The organism is Streptomyces sp. NPDC090032 (assembly GCF_044748025.1).
Classification (GTDB): Bacteria; Actinomycetota; Actinomycetes; order Streptomycetales; family Streptomycetaceae; genus Streptomyces.
Window position 1 is genome coordinate 282761 of sequence record NZ_JBIVFF010000003.1, and the last position, 16306, is coordinate 299066.

The 16306-nt window shown below is 71.5% G+C and carries 16 protein-coding genes; 6 read left to right on the top strand and 10 right to left on the bottom strand.

The features are described 5' to 3' along the window. Nucleotides 1–39: 39 nt before the first annotated feature. Nucleotides 40–501 carry a lamin tail domain-containing protein gene (locus tag ACIPWY_RS08350; protein ID WP_389542979.1) on the bottom strand — a complete coding sequence of 154 codons (462 nt, stop codon included), beginning with the start codon at nt 499–501 and terminating at the stop codon, nt 40–42. Between the two features lie 104 nt (nt 502–605). Then, a complete protein-coding gene (locus tag ACIPWY_RS08355; protein WP_393698295.1) occupies nt 606–1385 on the bottom strand; it encodes an SDR family oxidoreductase in 780 nt (259 codons plus the stop codon). 134 nt (nt 1386–1519) lie between these two features. On the opposite strand from ACIPWY_RS08355, the gene ACIPWY_RS08360 reads away from it, so the two are divergent. Further along, the gene (locus tag ACIPWY_RS08360; protein ID WP_401532492.1) at nt 1520–3169 is read left to right on the top strand and encodes an alkaline phosphatase D family protein; all 1650 of its coding nucleotides are present in this window, start codon (nt 1520–1522) and stop codon (nt 3167–3169) included. Between the two features lie 116 nt (nt 3170–3285). On the opposite strand, the gene ACIPWY_RS08365 is transcribed toward ACIPWY_RS08360, so the two are convergent. Continuing rightward, the gene (locus ACIPWY_RS08365; RefSeq protein WP_362899731.1) at nt 3286–4284 is read right to left on the bottom strand and encodes a Gfo/Idh/MocA family oxidoreductase; all 999 of its coding nucleotides are present in this window, start codon (nt 4282–4284) and stop codon (nt 3286–3288) included. Nucleotides 4285–4410: 126 nt separating this feature from the next. Between ACIPWY_RS08365 and ACIPWY_RS08370 the strand changes: the two genes are divergently transcribed. From ACIPWY_RS08370 to ACIPWY_RS08380, 3 genes are read left to right on the top strand one after another with little or no spacing between them, the layout of a single operon-like run. After that, a complete protein-coding gene (locus tag ACIPWY_RS08370; protein WP_393698986.1) occupies nt 4411–5724 on the top strand; it encodes a multidrug effflux MFS transporter in 1314 nt (437 codons plus the stop codon). Continuing rightward, nucleotides 5658–6845: a serine hydrolase domain-containing protein gene (locus ACIPWY_RS08375; RefSeq protein ID WP_393698299.1), complete on the top strand. Its 1188-nt coding sequence runs from the start codon at nt 5658–5660 to the stop codon at nt 6843–6845. Before ACIPWY_RS08370 ends, ACIPWY_RS08375 begins: the two co-directional genes overlap by 67 nt. 31 nt (nt 6846–6876) lie before the next feature. Beyond that, a complete protein-coding gene (locus tag ACIPWY_RS08380) occupies nt 6877–7893 on the top strand; it encodes a small ribosomal subunit Rsm22 family protein (protein ID WP_362899737.1) in 1017 nt (338 codons plus the stop codon). A 124-nt stretch (nt 7894–8017) separates the two neighbouring features. Here the strand turns inward: ACIPWY_RS08380 and ddaH are convergent, their stop codons facing one another. Both ddaH and ACIPWY_RS08390 read right to left on the bottom strand, forming a co-directional pair. After that, on the bottom strand, nt 8018–8851 hold the full coding sequence (ddaH, locus tag ACIPWY_RS08385) for a dimethylargininase (RefSeq protein WP_393698301.1): 834 nt from the start codon (nt 8849–8851) through the stop codon (nt 8018–8020). 108 nt (nt 8852–8959) lie between these two features. Beyond that, nucleotides 8960–9142 carry a DUF6243 family protein gene (locus tag ACIPWY_RS08390; protein ID WP_362899741.1) on the bottom strand — a complete coding sequence of 61 codons (183 nt, stop codon included), beginning with the start codon at nt 9140–9142 and terminating at the stop codon, nt 8960–8962. 165 nt (nt 9143–9307) lie between these two features. On the opposite strand from ACIPWY_RS08390, the gene ACIPWY_RS08395 reads away from it, so the two are divergent. Continuing rightward, nucleotides 9308–9934, top strand: a complete 627-nt coding sequence (locus ACIPWY_RS08395; protein ID WP_401532493.1) for a TetR/AcrR family transcriptional regulator — start codon at nt 9308–9310, stop codon at nt 9932–9934. On the opposite strand, the gene ACIPWY_RS08400 is transcribed toward ACIPWY_RS08395, so the two are convergent. After that, complete coding sequence (locus ACIPWY_RS08400; protein WP_393698303.1) at nt 9913–10767, bottom strand: glycerophosphodiester phosphodiesterase; 855 nt, start codon at nt 10765–10767, stop codon at nt 9913–9915. The genes ACIPWY_RS08395 and ACIPWY_RS08400 overlap by 22 nt on opposite strands. Nucleotides 10768–10947: 180 nt before the next feature. Here ACIPWY_RS08400 and ACIPWY_RS08405 point away from each other — a divergent pair, with 180 nt between their 5' ends. After that, nucleotides 10948–11673: a bifunctional DNA primase/polymerase gene (locus ACIPWY_RS08405; RefSeq protein WP_362900088.1), complete on the top strand. Its 726-nt coding sequence runs from the start codon at nt 10948–10950 to the stop codon at nt 11671–11673. An 87-nt stretch (nt 11674–11760) separates the two neighbouring features. On the opposite strand, the gene ACIPWY_RS08410 is transcribed toward ACIPWY_RS08405, so the two are convergent. The 4 genes from ACIPWY_RS08410 to efeO all read right to left on the bottom strand — a co-directional run bounded on the left by ACIPWY_RS08410 (nt 11761) and on the right by efeO (nt 16153). Then, nucleotides 11761–12747, bottom strand: a complete 987-nt coding sequence (locus ACIPWY_RS08410; protein ID WP_362899746.1) for a hypothetical protein — start codon at nt 12745–12747, stop codon at nt 11761–11763. A 69-nt stretch (nt 12748–12816) separates the two neighbouring features. After that, nucleotides 12817–13674 (bottom strand): iron uptake transporter permease EfeU, encoded by an 858-nt coding sequence (efeU, locus tag ACIPWY_RS08415; protein WP_393698306.1) that lies wholly within the window; start codon nt 13672–13674, stop codon nt 12817–12819. A 7-nt stretch (nt 13675–13681) separates the two neighbouring features. Then, on the bottom strand, nt 13682–14965 hold the full coding sequence (gene efeB, locus ACIPWY_RS08420; protein WP_362899750.1) for an iron uptake transporter deferrochelatase/peroxidase subunit: 1284 nt from the start codon (nt 14963–14965) through the stop codon (nt 13682–13684). A gap of 30 nt (nt 14966–14995) precedes the next feature. Next, nucleotides 14996–16153 carry an iron uptake system protein EfeO gene (gene efeO, locus ACIPWY_RS08425; RefSeq protein ID WP_383889028.1) on the bottom strand — a complete coding sequence of 386 codons (1158 nt, stop codon included), beginning with the start codon at nt 16151–16153 and terminating at the stop codon, nt 14996–14998. Between the last annotated feature and the right edge of the window lie 153 nt (nt 16154–16306).

The following is a 16306-nucleotide window of genomic DNA, read 5'->3' on the forward strand; positions in this document are numbered from 1 at the left end:
GACGCGGAACGGCTGCCCGCCTTCCCCCTCGCAAATGGCTCAGTGGCAGCTGATTCCGCCGGGCCCGTCACCCCACGAGCAGGAGTCGAGCTGGGCGCCGCTCGGCTTGATGAGGCGGGCCTTGTCGCCGGTGTTGTTCCAGACGTACGAGCCGCGGCCCCAGTACCGCACACCGGAGGCGTTGGTGCCCTTGCCGGTGCGGACCTTGACGGTCTTGCCGGCGCCGATGTTGTAGCTGCCGAACGTGTACGTGTAGCCGGTGTTGTCCTTCAGCTTGTAGCCCTTGAGCTGGATCGCGGAGCGGGTGTTGTTGTGGATGTTCACCCACTCCGCGTTCAGCGACGAGTTCGACCGGTTGTCGCTGCCGGGGCTGTCGTACTGGATGTAACCCAGGTGCAGACCGCCCTGGTGGGCGGCCGCGGAGGCCGGGGACGCGGCGAGCAGGGAGACCGACAGGACGCCGGCCGCCAGAGCGGCCGGGGCCGCGGAACGTATGCGCAAGGTGTGCTCCGAATGTGAAGTTCCCATGGAGAGATGCCGAGCATACGGGTCGCGCTGCCCGGAATTGGGCCGGTAGGTCCCATTCCGCTTGTGGAGATTAATCCTCAACCACGCCCGATGTACGGCATGTTGGTCGCCAGGACCGTCGCGAACTGCACGTTCGCCTCCAGGGGCAGCTCGGCCATGTGCCGGACCGTGCGCGCCACGTCCGCGACATCCATCACCGGCTCCGGCGCCAGCGTTCCGTTCGCCTGGAGGGTCCCGGTCTGCATGCGCTCCGTCATGTCGGTCGCCGCGTTGCCGATGTCGATCTGGCCGCACGCGATCCGGTACGGACGCCCGTCCAGGGACAGCGACTTCGTCAGCCCGGTCAGCGCGTGCTTCGTCGTCGTGTACGCGGTCGAGCGCGGCCGGGGCGTGTGCGCCGAGATGGAGCCGTTGTTGATGATCCGGCCGCCCTGCGGGTCCTGCTCCTTCATCTGCCGGAACGCCGCCTGCGCGCACAGGAACGCGCCGTTGAGGTTCGTGTCGACGACGTGGCGCCAGGCCTCGTACTCCAGGTCCTCGACCGGGGCCGAGGGCCCGAACGTGCCCGCGTTGTTGAAGAGCAGGTCGAGGCGGCCGAACCGGTTGCGTACGGCGGCGAAGAGCGCCGCCACGTCGTCGGGGCTGGAGACGTCGGTCCGTGCGGACAGCGACCTGGCCGTGGCCTCGGGGGCGAGGGCCGCCGTCGCGTCGAGGGTCTCGGTGCGGCGGCCCGCGAGTGCCACCTGCCAGCCCGCGCGGAGCAGTTCGACGGCGACGGCCCGGCCGATGCCGGAGCCCGCGCCGGTCACGACGGCGGTCGGGGTGCTGGTGGCGGATGCGCTGTGCTGATCGTTCATGGCCCCGGAGCGTACGGGAGGAGGGGTCACGCGGAGATCACCCATCCGCCATATGGAGGCCGTGTGCATGACAGTCGACGGTCGTCCCGCACCACTCCAATTTCCCCTGACAACAACCGTCAGGGGAGGGCCACATGACAGCCGAAGGACGCCACCCGAGCCAGCACTCGCCCGAACTGCGCACCGCAGCCCGCCACTTGGGCCGCCGCCGCTTCCTCACCGGCACGGGCGCCGCCGCCGCGCTCGCCTTCGCCACGAACTTGCCGGCCGCGGGTGCCGCGAGCGCCGCCGAGTTCGACGCGCGGAAGATCACCGCCGACCCGTTCACACTCGGCGTGGCCTCCGGCGACCCGCTGCCCGGCTCCGTCCTGCTGTGGACGCGCCTGGCCCCGGCCCCGTACGAGGCGGCCGGCGGACTGCCCGCCCAGCGCATAGCCGTCGAGTGGGAGCTCGCGCACGACGAACGCTTCCGGCGCATCGTGCGGCGCGGCACGGCAACCGCCCACCCCGAGTTCAACCACTCCGTCCACGTCGAGGTCGACCACCTCGCGCCGGGCGGCGTCTACTACTACCGCTTCCGCACCGGCAAGTGGGTCAGCGGGACGGGCCGGACGCGCACGGCGCCCTCCGCCCACGCCCGCACCTCGGCCCTCACCCTCGCCGCGGTCTCCTGCCAGGCGTACCACGACGGCTACTTCACGGCCTACAAGCACCTCGCCGCCGACTCCTCCGTCGACGTCGTCTTCCACCTCGGCGACTACCTCTACGAGTACGCCGTGACCCCCGCGGGCGGCGTCCGCGCCTACACGGGCGGCGCCACACTGCCCGCCCACTTCAACCACGAGACCGTGACCCTGGAGGACTACCGGCTGCGGTACGCCCTCTACAAGTCCGACCCCGACCTGAAGGCCGCGCACGCCGCGCACCCCTTCGTCGTCACCTGGGACGACCACGAGACCGAGAACAACTACGCGGACGACATCGACGAACAGGACGGCCCGCCCGCCGAGTTCCTGCTCCGCCGCGCCTCCGCGTACCGCGCCTACTGGGAGAACCAGCCCCTGCGCCGCCCGCAGCTCCCGCAGGGCCCCGACGCCCAGATGTACCGGCGCCTGATCTGGGGCAAGCTGGCCCAGTTCGACATCCTCGACACCCGCCAGTACCGCTCCAACCAGGCGTACGGAGACGGCTCCCACGTCCCCGGGCCCGAGTCGGACGACCCGGCGCGCACCATCACCGGCGCCACGCAGGAGCGGTGGCTCATCGACGGCTGGCGCCGCTCGGACGCCCTGTGGAACGTCGTCCCGCAGCAGGTCACCTTCTCGCAGCGCAAGCTCGACCTGAACGCGGCCGCGAAGGTGTCCATGGACGCGTGGGACGGCTACCGCGCCTCGCGTCAGCGCGTCCTCGCCGGGGCGAAGGCGGCCCGCGTCGAGAACCTGATGGTGCTCACGGGTGATGTGCACGTCGGCTACGCCTTCGACATCAAGGACAACTTCGACGACCCGTCGTCGAAGACTCTCGGCACGGAGATCGTCGCCACGTCCGTCAGCAGCGGCAAGGACGGCGCCGACAAGCCGGCGAACTGGGGCACCTACACCCAGGCCAACCCGCACCTGAAGTTCTACAACGGACGGCGCGGCTACGTGACGGTCGCGCTCGGCGAGCACGAGGCCCGCGCCGACTTCAAGACGGTCCCGGCGGTGACCGTCCCGGGGGCCGGGATCAGCACGGCGGCGTCGTTCGTGACGAAGGTGGGCGACCAGGGCCTGCGCCCGGCCTGACCGACACCGGCAGGCCCGCGCCCCCGAGTCAGCTCAGGGGCGCGGGCAGCTGCTTTTCAGGGGCGCGGGGAACTGCGCGACAAGCCCCCACCGGCCCGCGCCCGGCAACGAAACCGCTACCGCTCCGACGGATACCGCACCCCGACCCGCTCCCTGACGGAGTCCAGCGTGCGCATCACGGCCAAGGACCCGTCCAACGGAACAATCGGCGACTCCGTGTCACCGGCCCGCAGCCGGTGCATCACCTCTCCCGCCTCATGCCGGAGGCTGTCGCGCGGCCCGTCCCCCGGCTCCGCCGTGAACTCCTGCGGCTCCCGCCCGTCCCGGTGCAGCACGAACCGGTCGGGGTAGAAGAAACCGTGCGGGATGTCGATACGTCCCTGGGAGCCGGTGACCGACGCGGTCACCCCGGTGCCCGCGTCGATGGAGCAGTTGAGCAGCGCGTGAGCACCGCTCTCCCACGAGAGCAGCATCGCCGTACGGAGATCGACGCCCTCGTCCGAGAGCGCCGCCCTCGCGGTGACCTCCGACGGCTCGCCGAGGATCAGGTGCGCGAACGACACCGGGTACACGCCCAGATCGAGCAGCGCGCCGCCGCCCTGCTCCGGGTCGCGCAGCCGGTGCGCGGGAGGGAAGGGTCCGGCGAGCCCGAAGTCGGCCTGCACCGTGCGGACTTCACCGACAGCGCCGTCGTCGACCAGCGCCTTCAGCTTCCTGATCAGCGGATGGCAGTACATCCACATGGCCTCCATCAGGAAGAGGCCGCGGCTGCGGGCGAGCGTCACCAGCTCCTCCGCCTCGCGCGAGTTCAGCGTGAACGCCTTCTCGCACAGGACCGCCCGCCCCGCCTCCAGACACAGCCCGGCGGCTGCGCGGTGCGCGGCATGCGGGGTCGCGACGTACACGACGTCGACATCCTCGTCCTCGGCGAGCGAGGACCAGTCCCCGTACGCCCGCGGGATCCCGAAGCGCTCCGCGAACGCCTTCGCCGAGGCGTCGGAGCGGGACGCCACGGCGACGACCTCCGCGTCCGGCATGTCGAGAAGGTTCGCCGTGAAGGACGCGGCGATGCCCCCGGTCGCCAGGACGCCCCACCGCACACGCTCACGTTCCACCACTGAAGGCCCCCTGCCCGGTTCCGGCCACCGCCCCGGCGCCGGCACGTCACGAAATGTGGTCTCAACCAATGCACCTGAGCTGAGAGCATAGGTAATCGAATGAACGACCGGGAGGGGAACCGCATGCCGGACCACGGCCGCCAGCACGCGCCCGCGCGCGAAGCGCAGCGCATACCCGAGGCACCACCCGTCGCGGGCCCCACGCTCACCGCCCGCCGGCGCACCGGCTTCCTGGTCACCCTCGTACTCGGCGGACTCACCGCCGTACCGCCGCTGTCCATGGACATGTACCTCCCGGCACTCCCGGAGGTCACCGGCGCCCTGCACACCTCGGCCGCCACCGCCCAGCTCACCCTCACCGCCTGCCTCACCGGCATGGCGCTCGGGCAGCTCGCCGTGGGCCCGATGAGCGACAAGTGGGGCCGCAGGCGCCCCCTCCTCATCGGCCTGATCGTCTACATCGTCGCCACCGCCGTCTGCGCCCTCGCCCCCACGGCCCCGCTCCTCATCGGCTTCCGCCTGATGCAGGGCCTCGCCGGGGCCGCCGGCATCGTGATCGCCCGAGCGGTCGTGCGCGACCTGTACGACGGCGTCGAGATGGCCCGCTTCTTCTCCACCCTCATGCTGATCTCCGGCGTCGCTCCGATCGTCGCGCCCCTCATCGGCGGCCAGGTCCTGCGCATCACGGACTGGCGCGGCATCTTCGTCGTCCTCACCGCCGTCGGCATCGCGCTGACCACCCTCGTATGGAAGGGCCTGCCCGAGACGCTCGCCCCCGAACGGCGGCACGGCGGCGGCACCGCCGAGGCACTGCGCATCATGCGCGGCCTCCTCGCCGACCGCGTCTTCACCGGCTACATGATCGCGGGCGGCTTCGCCTTCGCCGCCCTCTTCGCCTACATCAGCGCATCGCCGTTCGTGGTCCAGGAGATCTACGGCGCCTCGCCCCAGACCTTCAGCCTCCTGTTCGGCATCAACTCCGTCGGCCTGATCGCCGTGGGCCAGATCAACGGCAAGCTCCTCGTCGGCCGCGTCAGCCTCGACAAGGCCCTCGCCGTCGGCCTCTGCGTCATCGTGCTCGCCTCCGCCGCGCTCCTGCTCATGGCGACCGGCGTCTTCGGCGACGTGGGACTCGTACCGATCGCGGCCGGACTGTTCGTCCTCATGTCCGCGATGGGCCTCGCCATGCCCAACACCAACGCCCTCGCCCTGATGCGCACCCCGCACGCCGCGGGCTCCGCCTCCGCGCTCCTCGGCACCTCCTCCTTCCTGGTCGGCGCCATCGCCTCACCGCTCGTCGGCATCGCGGGCGAGGACACCGCCGTCCCGATGGCCGTCGTCCAGCTGGCCTGCGCCCTGGCAGCCGTCGCATGCTTCTTGGGACTGTGCCGCCCCTGGCAGCGCGGGACCGGACCGACGCGGGAGGTGGAGCACTGAGTAGCCCACGACTGCGCCCCGGCACCCCCGAACGCGCCGGGCTCGACGCCGACGAGCTGCGCCGCCTCGTCCAGGACGTGCGCGAACTGCCCCGCGGGGCGCGCCCCTGGTGCGCGGGCGCCGTCGTCCTCGCGGGCCGCGGCCCGGTCATCGCCGCGCACGAGGCGGCGGGCTGGGCGATGCGGTACCTCGCCTACGACGAGACGGCCGACCGGGGCGTCGAGCTGCCGCCCGCGTCCCGCGTCCCCATGCGCCCCGACACGTCCTTCGACCTCGCCTCGATCACCAAGCTCTTCACCACCGTCGCCGCCGTGCAGCAGCTGGAGCGCGGCACCCTCGGCATCGACGCGCGGGTGGGCGCCTACGTCCCCGAGTGCACCGCCGCCGAGCACGACATCACGATCCGCCAGCTCCTCACCCACACGTCGGGCCTGCGCCCCGAACTCCCGCTCTACGACTGCCCGGACGAAGCGGCCCGCCTGACGGCCCTGCGCACCGAGGCCCCGTCGTCCCCACCCGGCGCGTACCTCTACTCCGACCTCAACATGCTGCTGCTCCAGCACGTCCTGGAGCGCCTCACCAACCGCCCTCTCGACGTCCTGGTGCGCGACGGCATCACCCGGCCCCTCGGCATGACCGCGACGGGCTTCGGCCAGCACCCCGGCGCCGCCGCCACCGAGGACCAGCGCCGTCCCTGGGCCAAGGCCGACCGAGGCCTCCTGCGCGGCACCGTCCACGACGAGAACGCCTGGGCGCTCGGCGGAGTCGCGGGCCACGCGGGCCTCTTCTCGACGGCGTACGACCTCGCGGTCCTGTGCCGCACCCTGCTCAACGGCGGCTCGTACGGCACGGCCCGCATCCTCGGCCCCGACCACGTCGAGCTGATGCTGACGGCGCCCGGCCTCGGCTTCCAGGTCGACCAGCCCCGGTTCATGGGCGAGCTCGCGGGCCGCGGCGCGGCAGGACACTGCGGCTTCACCGGTACGTCGCTCGTCCTCGACCGCGCCACGGACACGTTCCTGATCCTCCTCGCGAACACGGTCCACCCGCGCCGCAGGCCCCCGCAGAACGGGCCGCGCGCCGCGGCGGCGACGCGTCTCGCGCGGGCCGTGGGCGCGTAGGCGACCCCCGGCGCGACCGTAGAATCACGGGGTGAACGCCCCCCTGACCCCTTACTCGCCGGCCTCTCCGGCCGACACCCTGCGCGCGGCCCTCGCGGGACTGCTCGACGGGCTGCCGCCCACGCAGGCGGCGCGCGCCGTCGACCGGCTGATCGCGAGTTACCGGGGGAGCACCCCGACGGACGCGCCGATCCTGCGGGACCGCGCCGACGTCGCCGCCTACGCCGCGTACCGGATGCCGGCCACCTTCGAGGCGGTCCGCTCGGCGCTCGGCGCGCTCGCCGACGCGGCGCCCGAGGGCTGGGCGCCCGGGAGCCAGGTCGACGTGGGCGGCGGGACGGGCGCCGCGGTCTGGGCCGTCGCCGACACCTGGGCGGGCGAGCGCCCGGTCACCGTCCTCGACTGGGCCGAGCCCGCCCTCGCCCTCGGGCGTGAACTGGCCGGTTCCTGCGCTCAGTTGGCCTCCGCACGGTGGCAGCGTTCCCGTATCGGATCGGCACTCACCATCGAGAGCACCGACCTCGTGACGGTGTCGTACGTCCTCAAGGAGCTGACCGCCGACGACCGCCGCGCCGTGGTCGACGCCGCGGCCGCCGCCGCGAGCCCCGACGGGGCCGTGGTCGTCGTCGAGCCCGGCACCCCCGACGGCTACGAGCGGATCATCGAGGCACGCCGGAGCCTGATCGACGCCGGATTCCACGTGGCCGCGCCCTGCCCGCACAGCGAGGCCTGCCCCATCGTGCCCGGCACCGACTGGTGCCACTTCTCGGCCCGGGTCAGCCGGTCGTCGCTGCACCGCCAGGTCAAGGGCGGATCGCTCGCGTACGAGGACGAGAAGTTCAGCTACGTGGCCGCGACCCGGTTCGCCCCCGAGCGCCCGGCCGCACGGATCACCCGCCGCCCCCAGATCCGCAAGGGCCAGGTGCTTCTGGAGCTGTGCGAGGCGGAGGGCGCGCTGGGCCGCGAGACGGTGACGAAGCGGCACGGGCCGCTGTACCGGGCGGCCCGTGACGCGGACTGGGGAGACGCTTGGCCTCCGGCCCTTTAGGGGTGCCGCGTGCTGTGGGCCGGGATCTGCGCGTAGTCGTCGGCTTGTCGCGCAGTTCTTCCCCGCCCCTGGGGAGCGTGGGCGCGAGCGCCTGCAGATCCCCCTCCGCACCCCACGAACCGGGTCAGGCCCGGATCTTCTGGTCGCGAAGCTCAGACGTGCAGCACTTCACGCTGCCACCGCCCTTGAGCAGCTCCGAGAGATCCATCCCGAGGGGCTCGAACCCGCGGGCGCGCAGCGGCTCGAACAGGCCGACGGCCGCCTGCGGAAGCAGCACGTGCAGGCCGTCCGAGACGGCGTTCAGGCCGAGCACCGCGGCGTCCCGCTCCGTGGCGATCAGCGCGTCGGGGAAGAGCCGTTCGAGGACGGCCCGGCTCCCCGGCGAGAACGCGTCCGGGTAGTACATGACCTCGTCCGCCGTGTCGTCGAGGACGGCGAGCGCGGTGTCCAGGTGGTAGTAGCGCGGGTCGATCAGGTCGAGGCCGACGACCGGGCGGCCGAAGAACTCCTGGGCCTCGGCGTGCGAGAGCGGACTGGAGCGGAAGCCCCGCCCGGCCAGGACGTACGAGGCGGTGACGGCGAAGTCGCCCTCGCCCTCGTTGATGTGGACGGGCTCGCGGACCGCCGCGTAGCCGCGCTCCCTGAACCAGTACAGGTGCGCCGCGGCCTCGGCGGTGCGCTGGGGGTGGGCGAAGCGGGCCCCGAGCACCCGTCCGTCGACGACGGTCGCGCCGTTCGCCGCGAAGACCATGTCGGGCAGGCCGGGGAGGGGGTCGAGCTCGTCGACGTGGTGGCCGAGCGAGCGGTAGCGGTCCCGCAGGTCCTCCCACTGCGTCAGCGCGAGCGGGACGTCGACCGGCTTTGCGGGGTCCATCCAGGGGTTGATGCAGTAGGTGACTTCGAAGTGTGCCGGTGGGCACATCAGGTAACGCCGGGGTGTGGCGCTTCGACCAGGCAATGAGGGCTCCTCACGACCGCAGTGGCAGATGCGCCCATGGTGCGGTGTGAGGAGCCCGTACCGCTGTGCACCGAACGGGTGGTTGCCCCCGGCCCGGCTCTCACCGGGTCACGAAGCCTCGCCCGTCGCGCGTTCCTCCCGGAGCCTGCGCAGCAGCTCCCGCTTCTGCGCCTGCGGGTCGAGCCCGCCGCCGACCCGGCCGCCGCGGCCGCCGCCGCGCAGGGTCTTGCGGGAGAGATTGCTCCGCGTGCCGCCGACGCCCAGCATGTTGCCGGATCCACCTCGGCTCATCGTGGTCTCCCTTCGAATGCGAATGGTGCTGTCCCGGGCGGGAGTTGAACCACCCGGAGCGAGACGGGTCGTCTCGTCAACGAGGTCTACTCTCGGCGAGACGGAGCGTCTTGTCAAGAGAGTTGAGACGGTACGTCTCGCCTCGTTCGCTGCTACATTCGAGCCATGGCCCAGAAGACCGTCCCTGACTCCAACCGCCGCAGCGAGCGCTCACGCCGCGCGATCTACGACGCCGCCCTCGCCCTCGTCGGCGAGATCGGCTACCCCAAGACCACCATCGAGGGCATCGCCGCCCGCGCTGGTGTGGGCAAGCAGACGATCTACCGCTGGTGGTCCTCCAAGGCGGAGGTCCTCATGGAGGCCTTCATCGACCTCGGCGTCCAGGCGGCCGAGGCGGCCGGAGCGGGCGACTGGGCGGAGGCGGACGGCATCCCGGACACCGGCGACATCGAGACCGACCTCAAGATGGTCCTGCGCGCCACGGTCGACGAGCTGCTCGACCCCCGCTACGACGCCCCGGCCCGCGCCCTCGCCGCCGAGGGCGTCGCCAACCCGGCCTTCGGCGAGGAGTTCGTCGGCCGCCTCCTGCTGCCCTCGCTGGAGCTGTACGTACGCCGCCTGCGCGCCGCCCAGGAGGCCGGCCAGATCCGCGCCGACGTCGATCCGTACATCGCCCGCGACCTGTTCTCCGCCCCACTCGCCCAGCGCTGGCTCCAGGGTACGGGCCCCCTGAACCACGCCTACGCCGACACCCTCGTCGAATACGCCCTCTACGGGATCGGCCCGCGCTGACCCGCGCCCACACGTACGACGGGGGTGCGGGCCAGCAGGCCCGGCGCGTCCGAGATCACACCGTTGCAGCCGAGCCGCAGCACCCGGTCCCGCTGCCGCGGCGAGTCCACCGTGTGCGCCCACACCCGCGGGATCCCGGACCGCACGGCCCGGACGAGATCGGCGTCCCGCGCCTCGTAGTCCACGTCGAGCAGGTCGACGAAACCGGCCCAGCGTGCCGGGCGGTCCGTGCGCATCTGCACCTTCGAGCGCCACAGCTGCGCGGTGAGGCCCAGGCGGTGGGCGCGCAGGGCGACGTCCGGGTCGTTGGAGTTCACGAAGACCGACCGGGTCAGGCCCCGGCGGTGGATCATCGCGGAGAGCCCGTCCAGGCTCCGCGGGTCCTTCGCCTCCACCATCAGCACGGAGCGCCCGCCGAGCCGGTCGAGCACCTCGGCCGCCGTCGGCAGCGGCTCGGCGCGCCAGCGGCCCGGCAGCGAGGCCCTCGGGCGCATCCGCACACGGGCCCACTGCCGCGCGTCGATCCTGTTCACCGGGCCCGTCGTGTCCGTCGTGCGGTCCAGGGTCGGGTCGTGCAGGACCACGATCGTGCCGTCGCGCAGCATCCGGGTGTCGAAGTCGAGGACCTGCGCGGTGCCGCGCCGGTAGGCGGCCGTCAGGCCCGACATGCTGTTCTCCGGGACCTCCAGGGCACCGCCGCGGTGTGCCGTGTAGACGATGCCGCGGAGGCTGTCGACGGTCAGGGGAGCGGCGCCCCACTCGAGAGGGGAGAGGGCCAGCGGGGCGAGAGCCAGGAGCCCGCCGAGGCTCGTCAGCGCAGTCCGTGTGACCATGCCGACCACGGTAGGCGGGCAAATCCCCATAAAGCCGCTAATGACACCCGATTATCTTCCGCGCTTCGTATCGCTCGGCATCGTCCCGGGTACCCCGGATGTGGACTGTGGCCACCCGCGGCGCAGGATGGTGCGACCATGGGACATGCTTCTCGGTACTACGGCGAGGTGAGGGGATTGATGGGCGCGGAGTACGGCCGCCGGTCCGGCGGACAGGGCAGGATCTCCCAGTGGCTGCGTGCCAGGCGTCCCAAGGAGGCCGAGGGCGACGACGGCCGCGAGGCGCTGCTCCTGGCCGCGGCCGACGCGGGACTGCCGCTCGCACCCGCCGCGTACCCCACCGACTACCGGTGTTCGTGCAGCCGCATCGGCTGTCCCACGCCCGGCAGACACCCCGTCTCGTTCGCCTGGCAGACGCAGTCCACGACGGACCGCGGTCAGATCGAGCGCTGGGCCAGGCACCAGCCGCAGGCCAACTTCATCACCGCGACCGGCATGGTCCACGACGTCCTCGACGTCCCCCTGGAGGCCGGCCGCGAGGCCCTGGAGCGCCTGCTGGCGGAAGGCATCGACGTCGGCCCCGTCGCGGAGTCCGGCGGCGACCGCATGCTCTTCTTCACCGCCACCCGCGGCACCCCCGAGGACGAGGACGAGTGGTGGCCCTGCGAGCTGGACTGCCACCCCGAGACCCTGGAGGAGCACCCCGGCCTGCGCTGGCACTGCCGCGGCAGTTACGTCCCCGTGCCGCCCGCCCGGCTCCCCGGTGACCTGACCGTCGACTGGCTGCGCGGCCTCGAACACCCGCTCCCCGACCCGCTCACCCTGCTCGAAGCCCTCACCGACGCCTGCGCGCGCTACGTGGGCGAGGAGAAGGACTTCACCGCGGCCTGGCCCTCACGCGGCTGACCCACCCGCGCGCAGGGCGGCCGGCGCACAGCCGCTCCTACGCCGACAAGGCCTGGCTGCCCTTGGGCGCCTGGCTTGCCCTTCGGCCTAGCTGCCCTTCGCGCCCGTGAGGCCCTCGAGCCGGGTCAGTATCTCGACGTCGCCTCCGCCGGCCGGCTCGAGGCCGATCTGGTTCGAGACCCGCTCCAGCGTCAGCGACTGCTTCACGTCGCCGGTCATCAGGGCCTTCACGTTCTCGTTGTCGACCGTGATGCTCAGGCCCTTGGACGCCGTCTGCTTCTCGTAGTGGTGCGTGGCGAAGAACACCAGCGCCCCGCCGTCCGCGGTCCGCAGACCCAACGGCGCGTAGTCGCCCGACGCCATCGGCTCGTCGACGTACTGCCGGGCGAGACCCGGACGGCTCGCGTTCTTCTCCCGCGTGGTCCGCCACTGCGACGTGTGCCGGCCCGGCGCGAAACCGTCCCCGCCGTCCTTCAGATATGTCGCGTACTTCCGGCTCATGTCCCCGGGCGCCACCGCGAGCCCCGCGGCGTCCGCCGACACCGGCTGCGCCCAGCCGTCCTTGTCCTTCTTGAACTCGGGGACGTCGCCGGGCGCCATGAGCGTCAGATACGACACCTGCCACGGCCGGTTCACATCGCCGCGGGTGAAGACCAGCATCCACCGGAAGTCACCGCCCCGGTTGGCCTTGGTGTCCGCGACGAACCAGCGCGGCCAGCCAGCCTTCTTGGGAATGGTGAACTCGGCGTCCGACAGCTCCAGGTCCGAGTGGTTCGGGTTGCCGTCGGGGTGATTGACGTGCCCGGCCTTCAGCTTGGCCGCGTCGATCGCGCCGAGCGCGCCCGTCACATGGTCCTCGTCGAGTGACGCGTCGTACGCCTTGTCGGCCTTGTTGTACGCGGCGGTGAAATCCTTCAGGGCGCGGGCGGCCTCGGCCTTGGTGGCCGCCGGGAGGACCTCCCGCTCCCCGTGCACCGTCACACACCCGCTCGCCGTGACCGCCACGGCAGTCGCGAGGGCCACCGCCGTCACCGGCTTCCTGAGACCACGAGGCCTGCGGAGGAGCTTGCTCATCGGTTGTCTTCACCTTCCCCTTCCCGGGCCCGAACCCTATCGGGGAGGGGAGCGGCGTGAGCGTCCGGATCAGGCTTTGGCGGACTCGCGGGACGCAGGCGCCTCGGACTTCGGCTTCCTGGACAGGAAACCGGACGGCGCGAAGAACACCGTGAGCGTCACGGCCAAGTACAGCAGCCAGACGACGACTTGGAGGACCGTCGGATCGGGCTGGAAGTTGAACACGCCCTTCAGGAGCGTTCCGTACCAGCTGTCCGGCGGGATCGTGCCGCTGATGTCGAAGGCCTTGCTGGACAGACCGCCCAGGAACTGCGCCTCCTGAAGGTCGTGCACGCCGTACGCGAGGACGCCCGCCGCCACGATCACCAGCATGCCGCCGGTCCACGTGAAGAACTTCGCCAGGTTGATCTTCAACGCGCCCCGGTAGAACAGCCAGCCGAGGACGACCGCCGTCAGAAGCCCCAACAGCACCCCGATCAGCGGCCCGTGCGTGCCGTCGTTCGACGCGCGCACCGAAGCCCACACGAACAGGGCGGTCTCGAGCCCCTCACGGCCGACCGCGAGGAACGCCGTCGCCACCAGCGCGGCCGTACCCATCTGGAGCGCGGCGTCCAGCTTGCCGTGCAGCTCGGCCTTCAGATGCCGGGCGGTGCGCCGCATCCAGAAGACCATCCACGTCACCAGGCCCACGGCGACGATCGACAGCGAACCGCCGAGCGCCTCCTGTGCCTCGAACGTCAGCTCCTGCGAGCCGAAGGTCAGCGCGAAGCCGAAGCCGAGGGCCACGGCGACGGCGATGGCGATGCCGATCCAGATGGGACGCAGCGCGTCGCGCCGCTCCGTCTTCACCAGATAGGCAATGAGAATGCAGACGACGAGACTGGCCTCGAGGCCCTCGCGCAGACCGATCAGATAGTTGCCGAACATCGTGTCCTCATGCCTCCTTGGAGAACAGCGCCCGGCCCCACCAGTCGCCCGAGTCCCGGACGCCCGGCGGGACGGCGAAGACGGCCGAACCCACGTGCTGGATGTACTCGTTGAGCGCGTCACTGCGCGACAGGTTCCGCTGGACGCGGATGAACCCCTTGCGCACGTCCTTCTGGTAGGCCAGGAAGAACAGGCCGGCCTCCAGACGGCCGAGACCGTCCGTGCCGTCGGTGAAGGAGTAGCCGCGGCGCAGGATGGTCGCCCCCGCGTTGGCGTCGGGGTGCGCGAGCCGCACGTGCGCGTCCGGCTTCATCGCCTTCAGGAACGGCTCGTCGCGCTCCTTGGCCTTGCCGACCGGGGCGCCCTCGCCCTTGTCGCGGCCGAAGACGTCCTCCTGCTCCTGGAGCGACGTACGGTCCCATGTCTCGATGTTCATCCGGATGCGCCGCGCGACGAGGTACGAACCCCCGGCCATCCAGGCCGAGTCGGCGTCCGTGTCCTTGGTGCCGACCCACACGTGCTCGTCCAGGCGGGCGGTCTCGGTGCCGGCGATGTTGCGGGTGCCGTCCTTGAAGCCCATCAGGTTGCGCGGGGTCTGCGCGTCCGGAGTCGTCGAGGACGTCTTGCCGAAGCCGAGCTGGGACCAGCGGATGGCGACCTTGCCGAAGCCGATCCTGGCGAGGTTGCGGATCGCGTGCACGGCGATCTGCGGATCGTCGGCGCAGGCCTGGATGCACAGATCGCCGTCGCTGCGGGCCTTGTCGAGATTGTCGCCGGGGAACTTCGGCAGGTCGACGAGGGCCTCCGGCCGCCGGTCCCCGAGCCCGAACTTCTCGAACAGGGACGGACCGAAGCCGATGGTGAGGGTGAGCCGGGACGGCTTGAGGCCGAGCGCCTCGCCGGTGTCGTCCGGCGGTGCCTCGGGCAGCCCGCCGTAAGCGCCCTCGCCGACCGCGTGCCCCTCCGTCATACGGGACGCGGCCTTCGTCCAGTCCTTCAGGAGCTGCACGAACTCGTCGCGGTCGTCGGTCTTCACGTCGAACGACGCGAAGTGCAGACGGTCCTGGACGGCGGTGGCGATACCGGCCTGGTGCGCGCCGTGGAAGGAAACGGCGCCGCCCGAGTCGGCGACCGGCTGCGGATCGTCGCCCGTCCGCGTGACGGCGACGGCGCCTCCCGCGGCGGCGGCCCCGAGCGCGATCCCGGCCCCGCCGACCGCGAGCACCGAACGCCGCGACGGCGTACGGGAGTTGTCCGAGCCGACCGAGGCGTCGGCCGTGGTGTCCGTCATCCCTGACCCCTTACCTGCGAATCCGGAGGGCTACTTGACGACGACGGCGGCGGCGAGCTTGGACAGCGGCTCCGCGAGCGCGTTCACCGCGTCCGAGAGCTCCTTGCGGTCCGCCTTGCCGACCTTGTCGTAGGAGGTGAACTCGTAGGAGGTCTTGTCCTTGCGGTACTTGTCGAGCAGCGTGTCCAGGGCGGCGAACTGCTTGTCGAGCTCCTTCGTCAGCGCGGCGTCGTTCTCCGCGGCGACGGGCTTGAGCAGGTCGTACGCCTTCTCGGCACCCTCGACGTTGGCCTTGAAGTCGACGAGGTCGGTGTGCGAGTAGCGCTCCTCCTCGCCGGTGACCTTGCCGGTGGCGACCTCGTCGAGGAGCTCCTTGGCGCCGTTGGCCATGGAGGTCGGCGTGATGTCCGCCTTGCCGACGCGGGTCTGCCAGTCCTTCAGGTCCTTGTCGAGCTGCGTCGCCAGCTCCTTCTCCCGCGAGCCGATCTTCTTGTCCTGCCACAGCGCCTTCTCCAGGCGGTGCCAGCCGGTCCAGTCCGTCTTCGGGTCCTGCCCCTCCTCCAGGCCGTCCGCGCGGACGTCGACCTTCGGGTCGATGTCACCGAAGGACTCGGCGACGGGCTCGGTGCGCTCCCAGCCGATACGGGACGGCGCGTACGCGGCCTGCGCGGCCTTCAGATCACCCTTGCGCACGGCGTCCGTGAACGTCGTGACCTTGGGCAGCGTCTCGTCGGCCTGCTCCTGCGCGTACGTCCGGTAGGCGGCGACGGCCTTGTCCAGGCGGGGGTCACGCTTGACGGCCTTGCCGCCGGTGACGGTCACCTTCTGCCGGATGCCGTCGCCCTTCATGCCGGGCTTGCAGGCGATCTCGTACGAGCCGGCCTTCACCTCGGCGGTGAGCTTCTGCTTGGTGCCGGGGCCGATGTTCTCGCGCTCACTGACGATCCGGTCGTCCGGGAACAGGACGTAGACCTCGGTGACCTTGGACCCCTTGTTCTCGATCGACAGCTCGACATGGCCGGCCGGGAGCTCGGTCTTGGAGACGTCGCACTTGTCGTCCGTGGCCGTGACCTCGACGACGTGGTCGCCACCGGATTTGGCGTCGCTCTTCTGGGTGCAGCCCGTGACGGCGGCCAGGGTCGCCGCGGTGGCGGCGGCGGTGACAACAGTGAGTCGGACGGCTCGCATGCGGGCTCCAAGACGGTGAGGCACAGTGAGTGAGGCGGACCTAACTTAACCGAGGCTTACCTCAGTGCTACCCATGGGTCCAGTGATTCACCTCTCACGAAAAAGCGCCGGTCGCGCCGCGGATACAAGCGACCCATGGACGACCCCAAAACA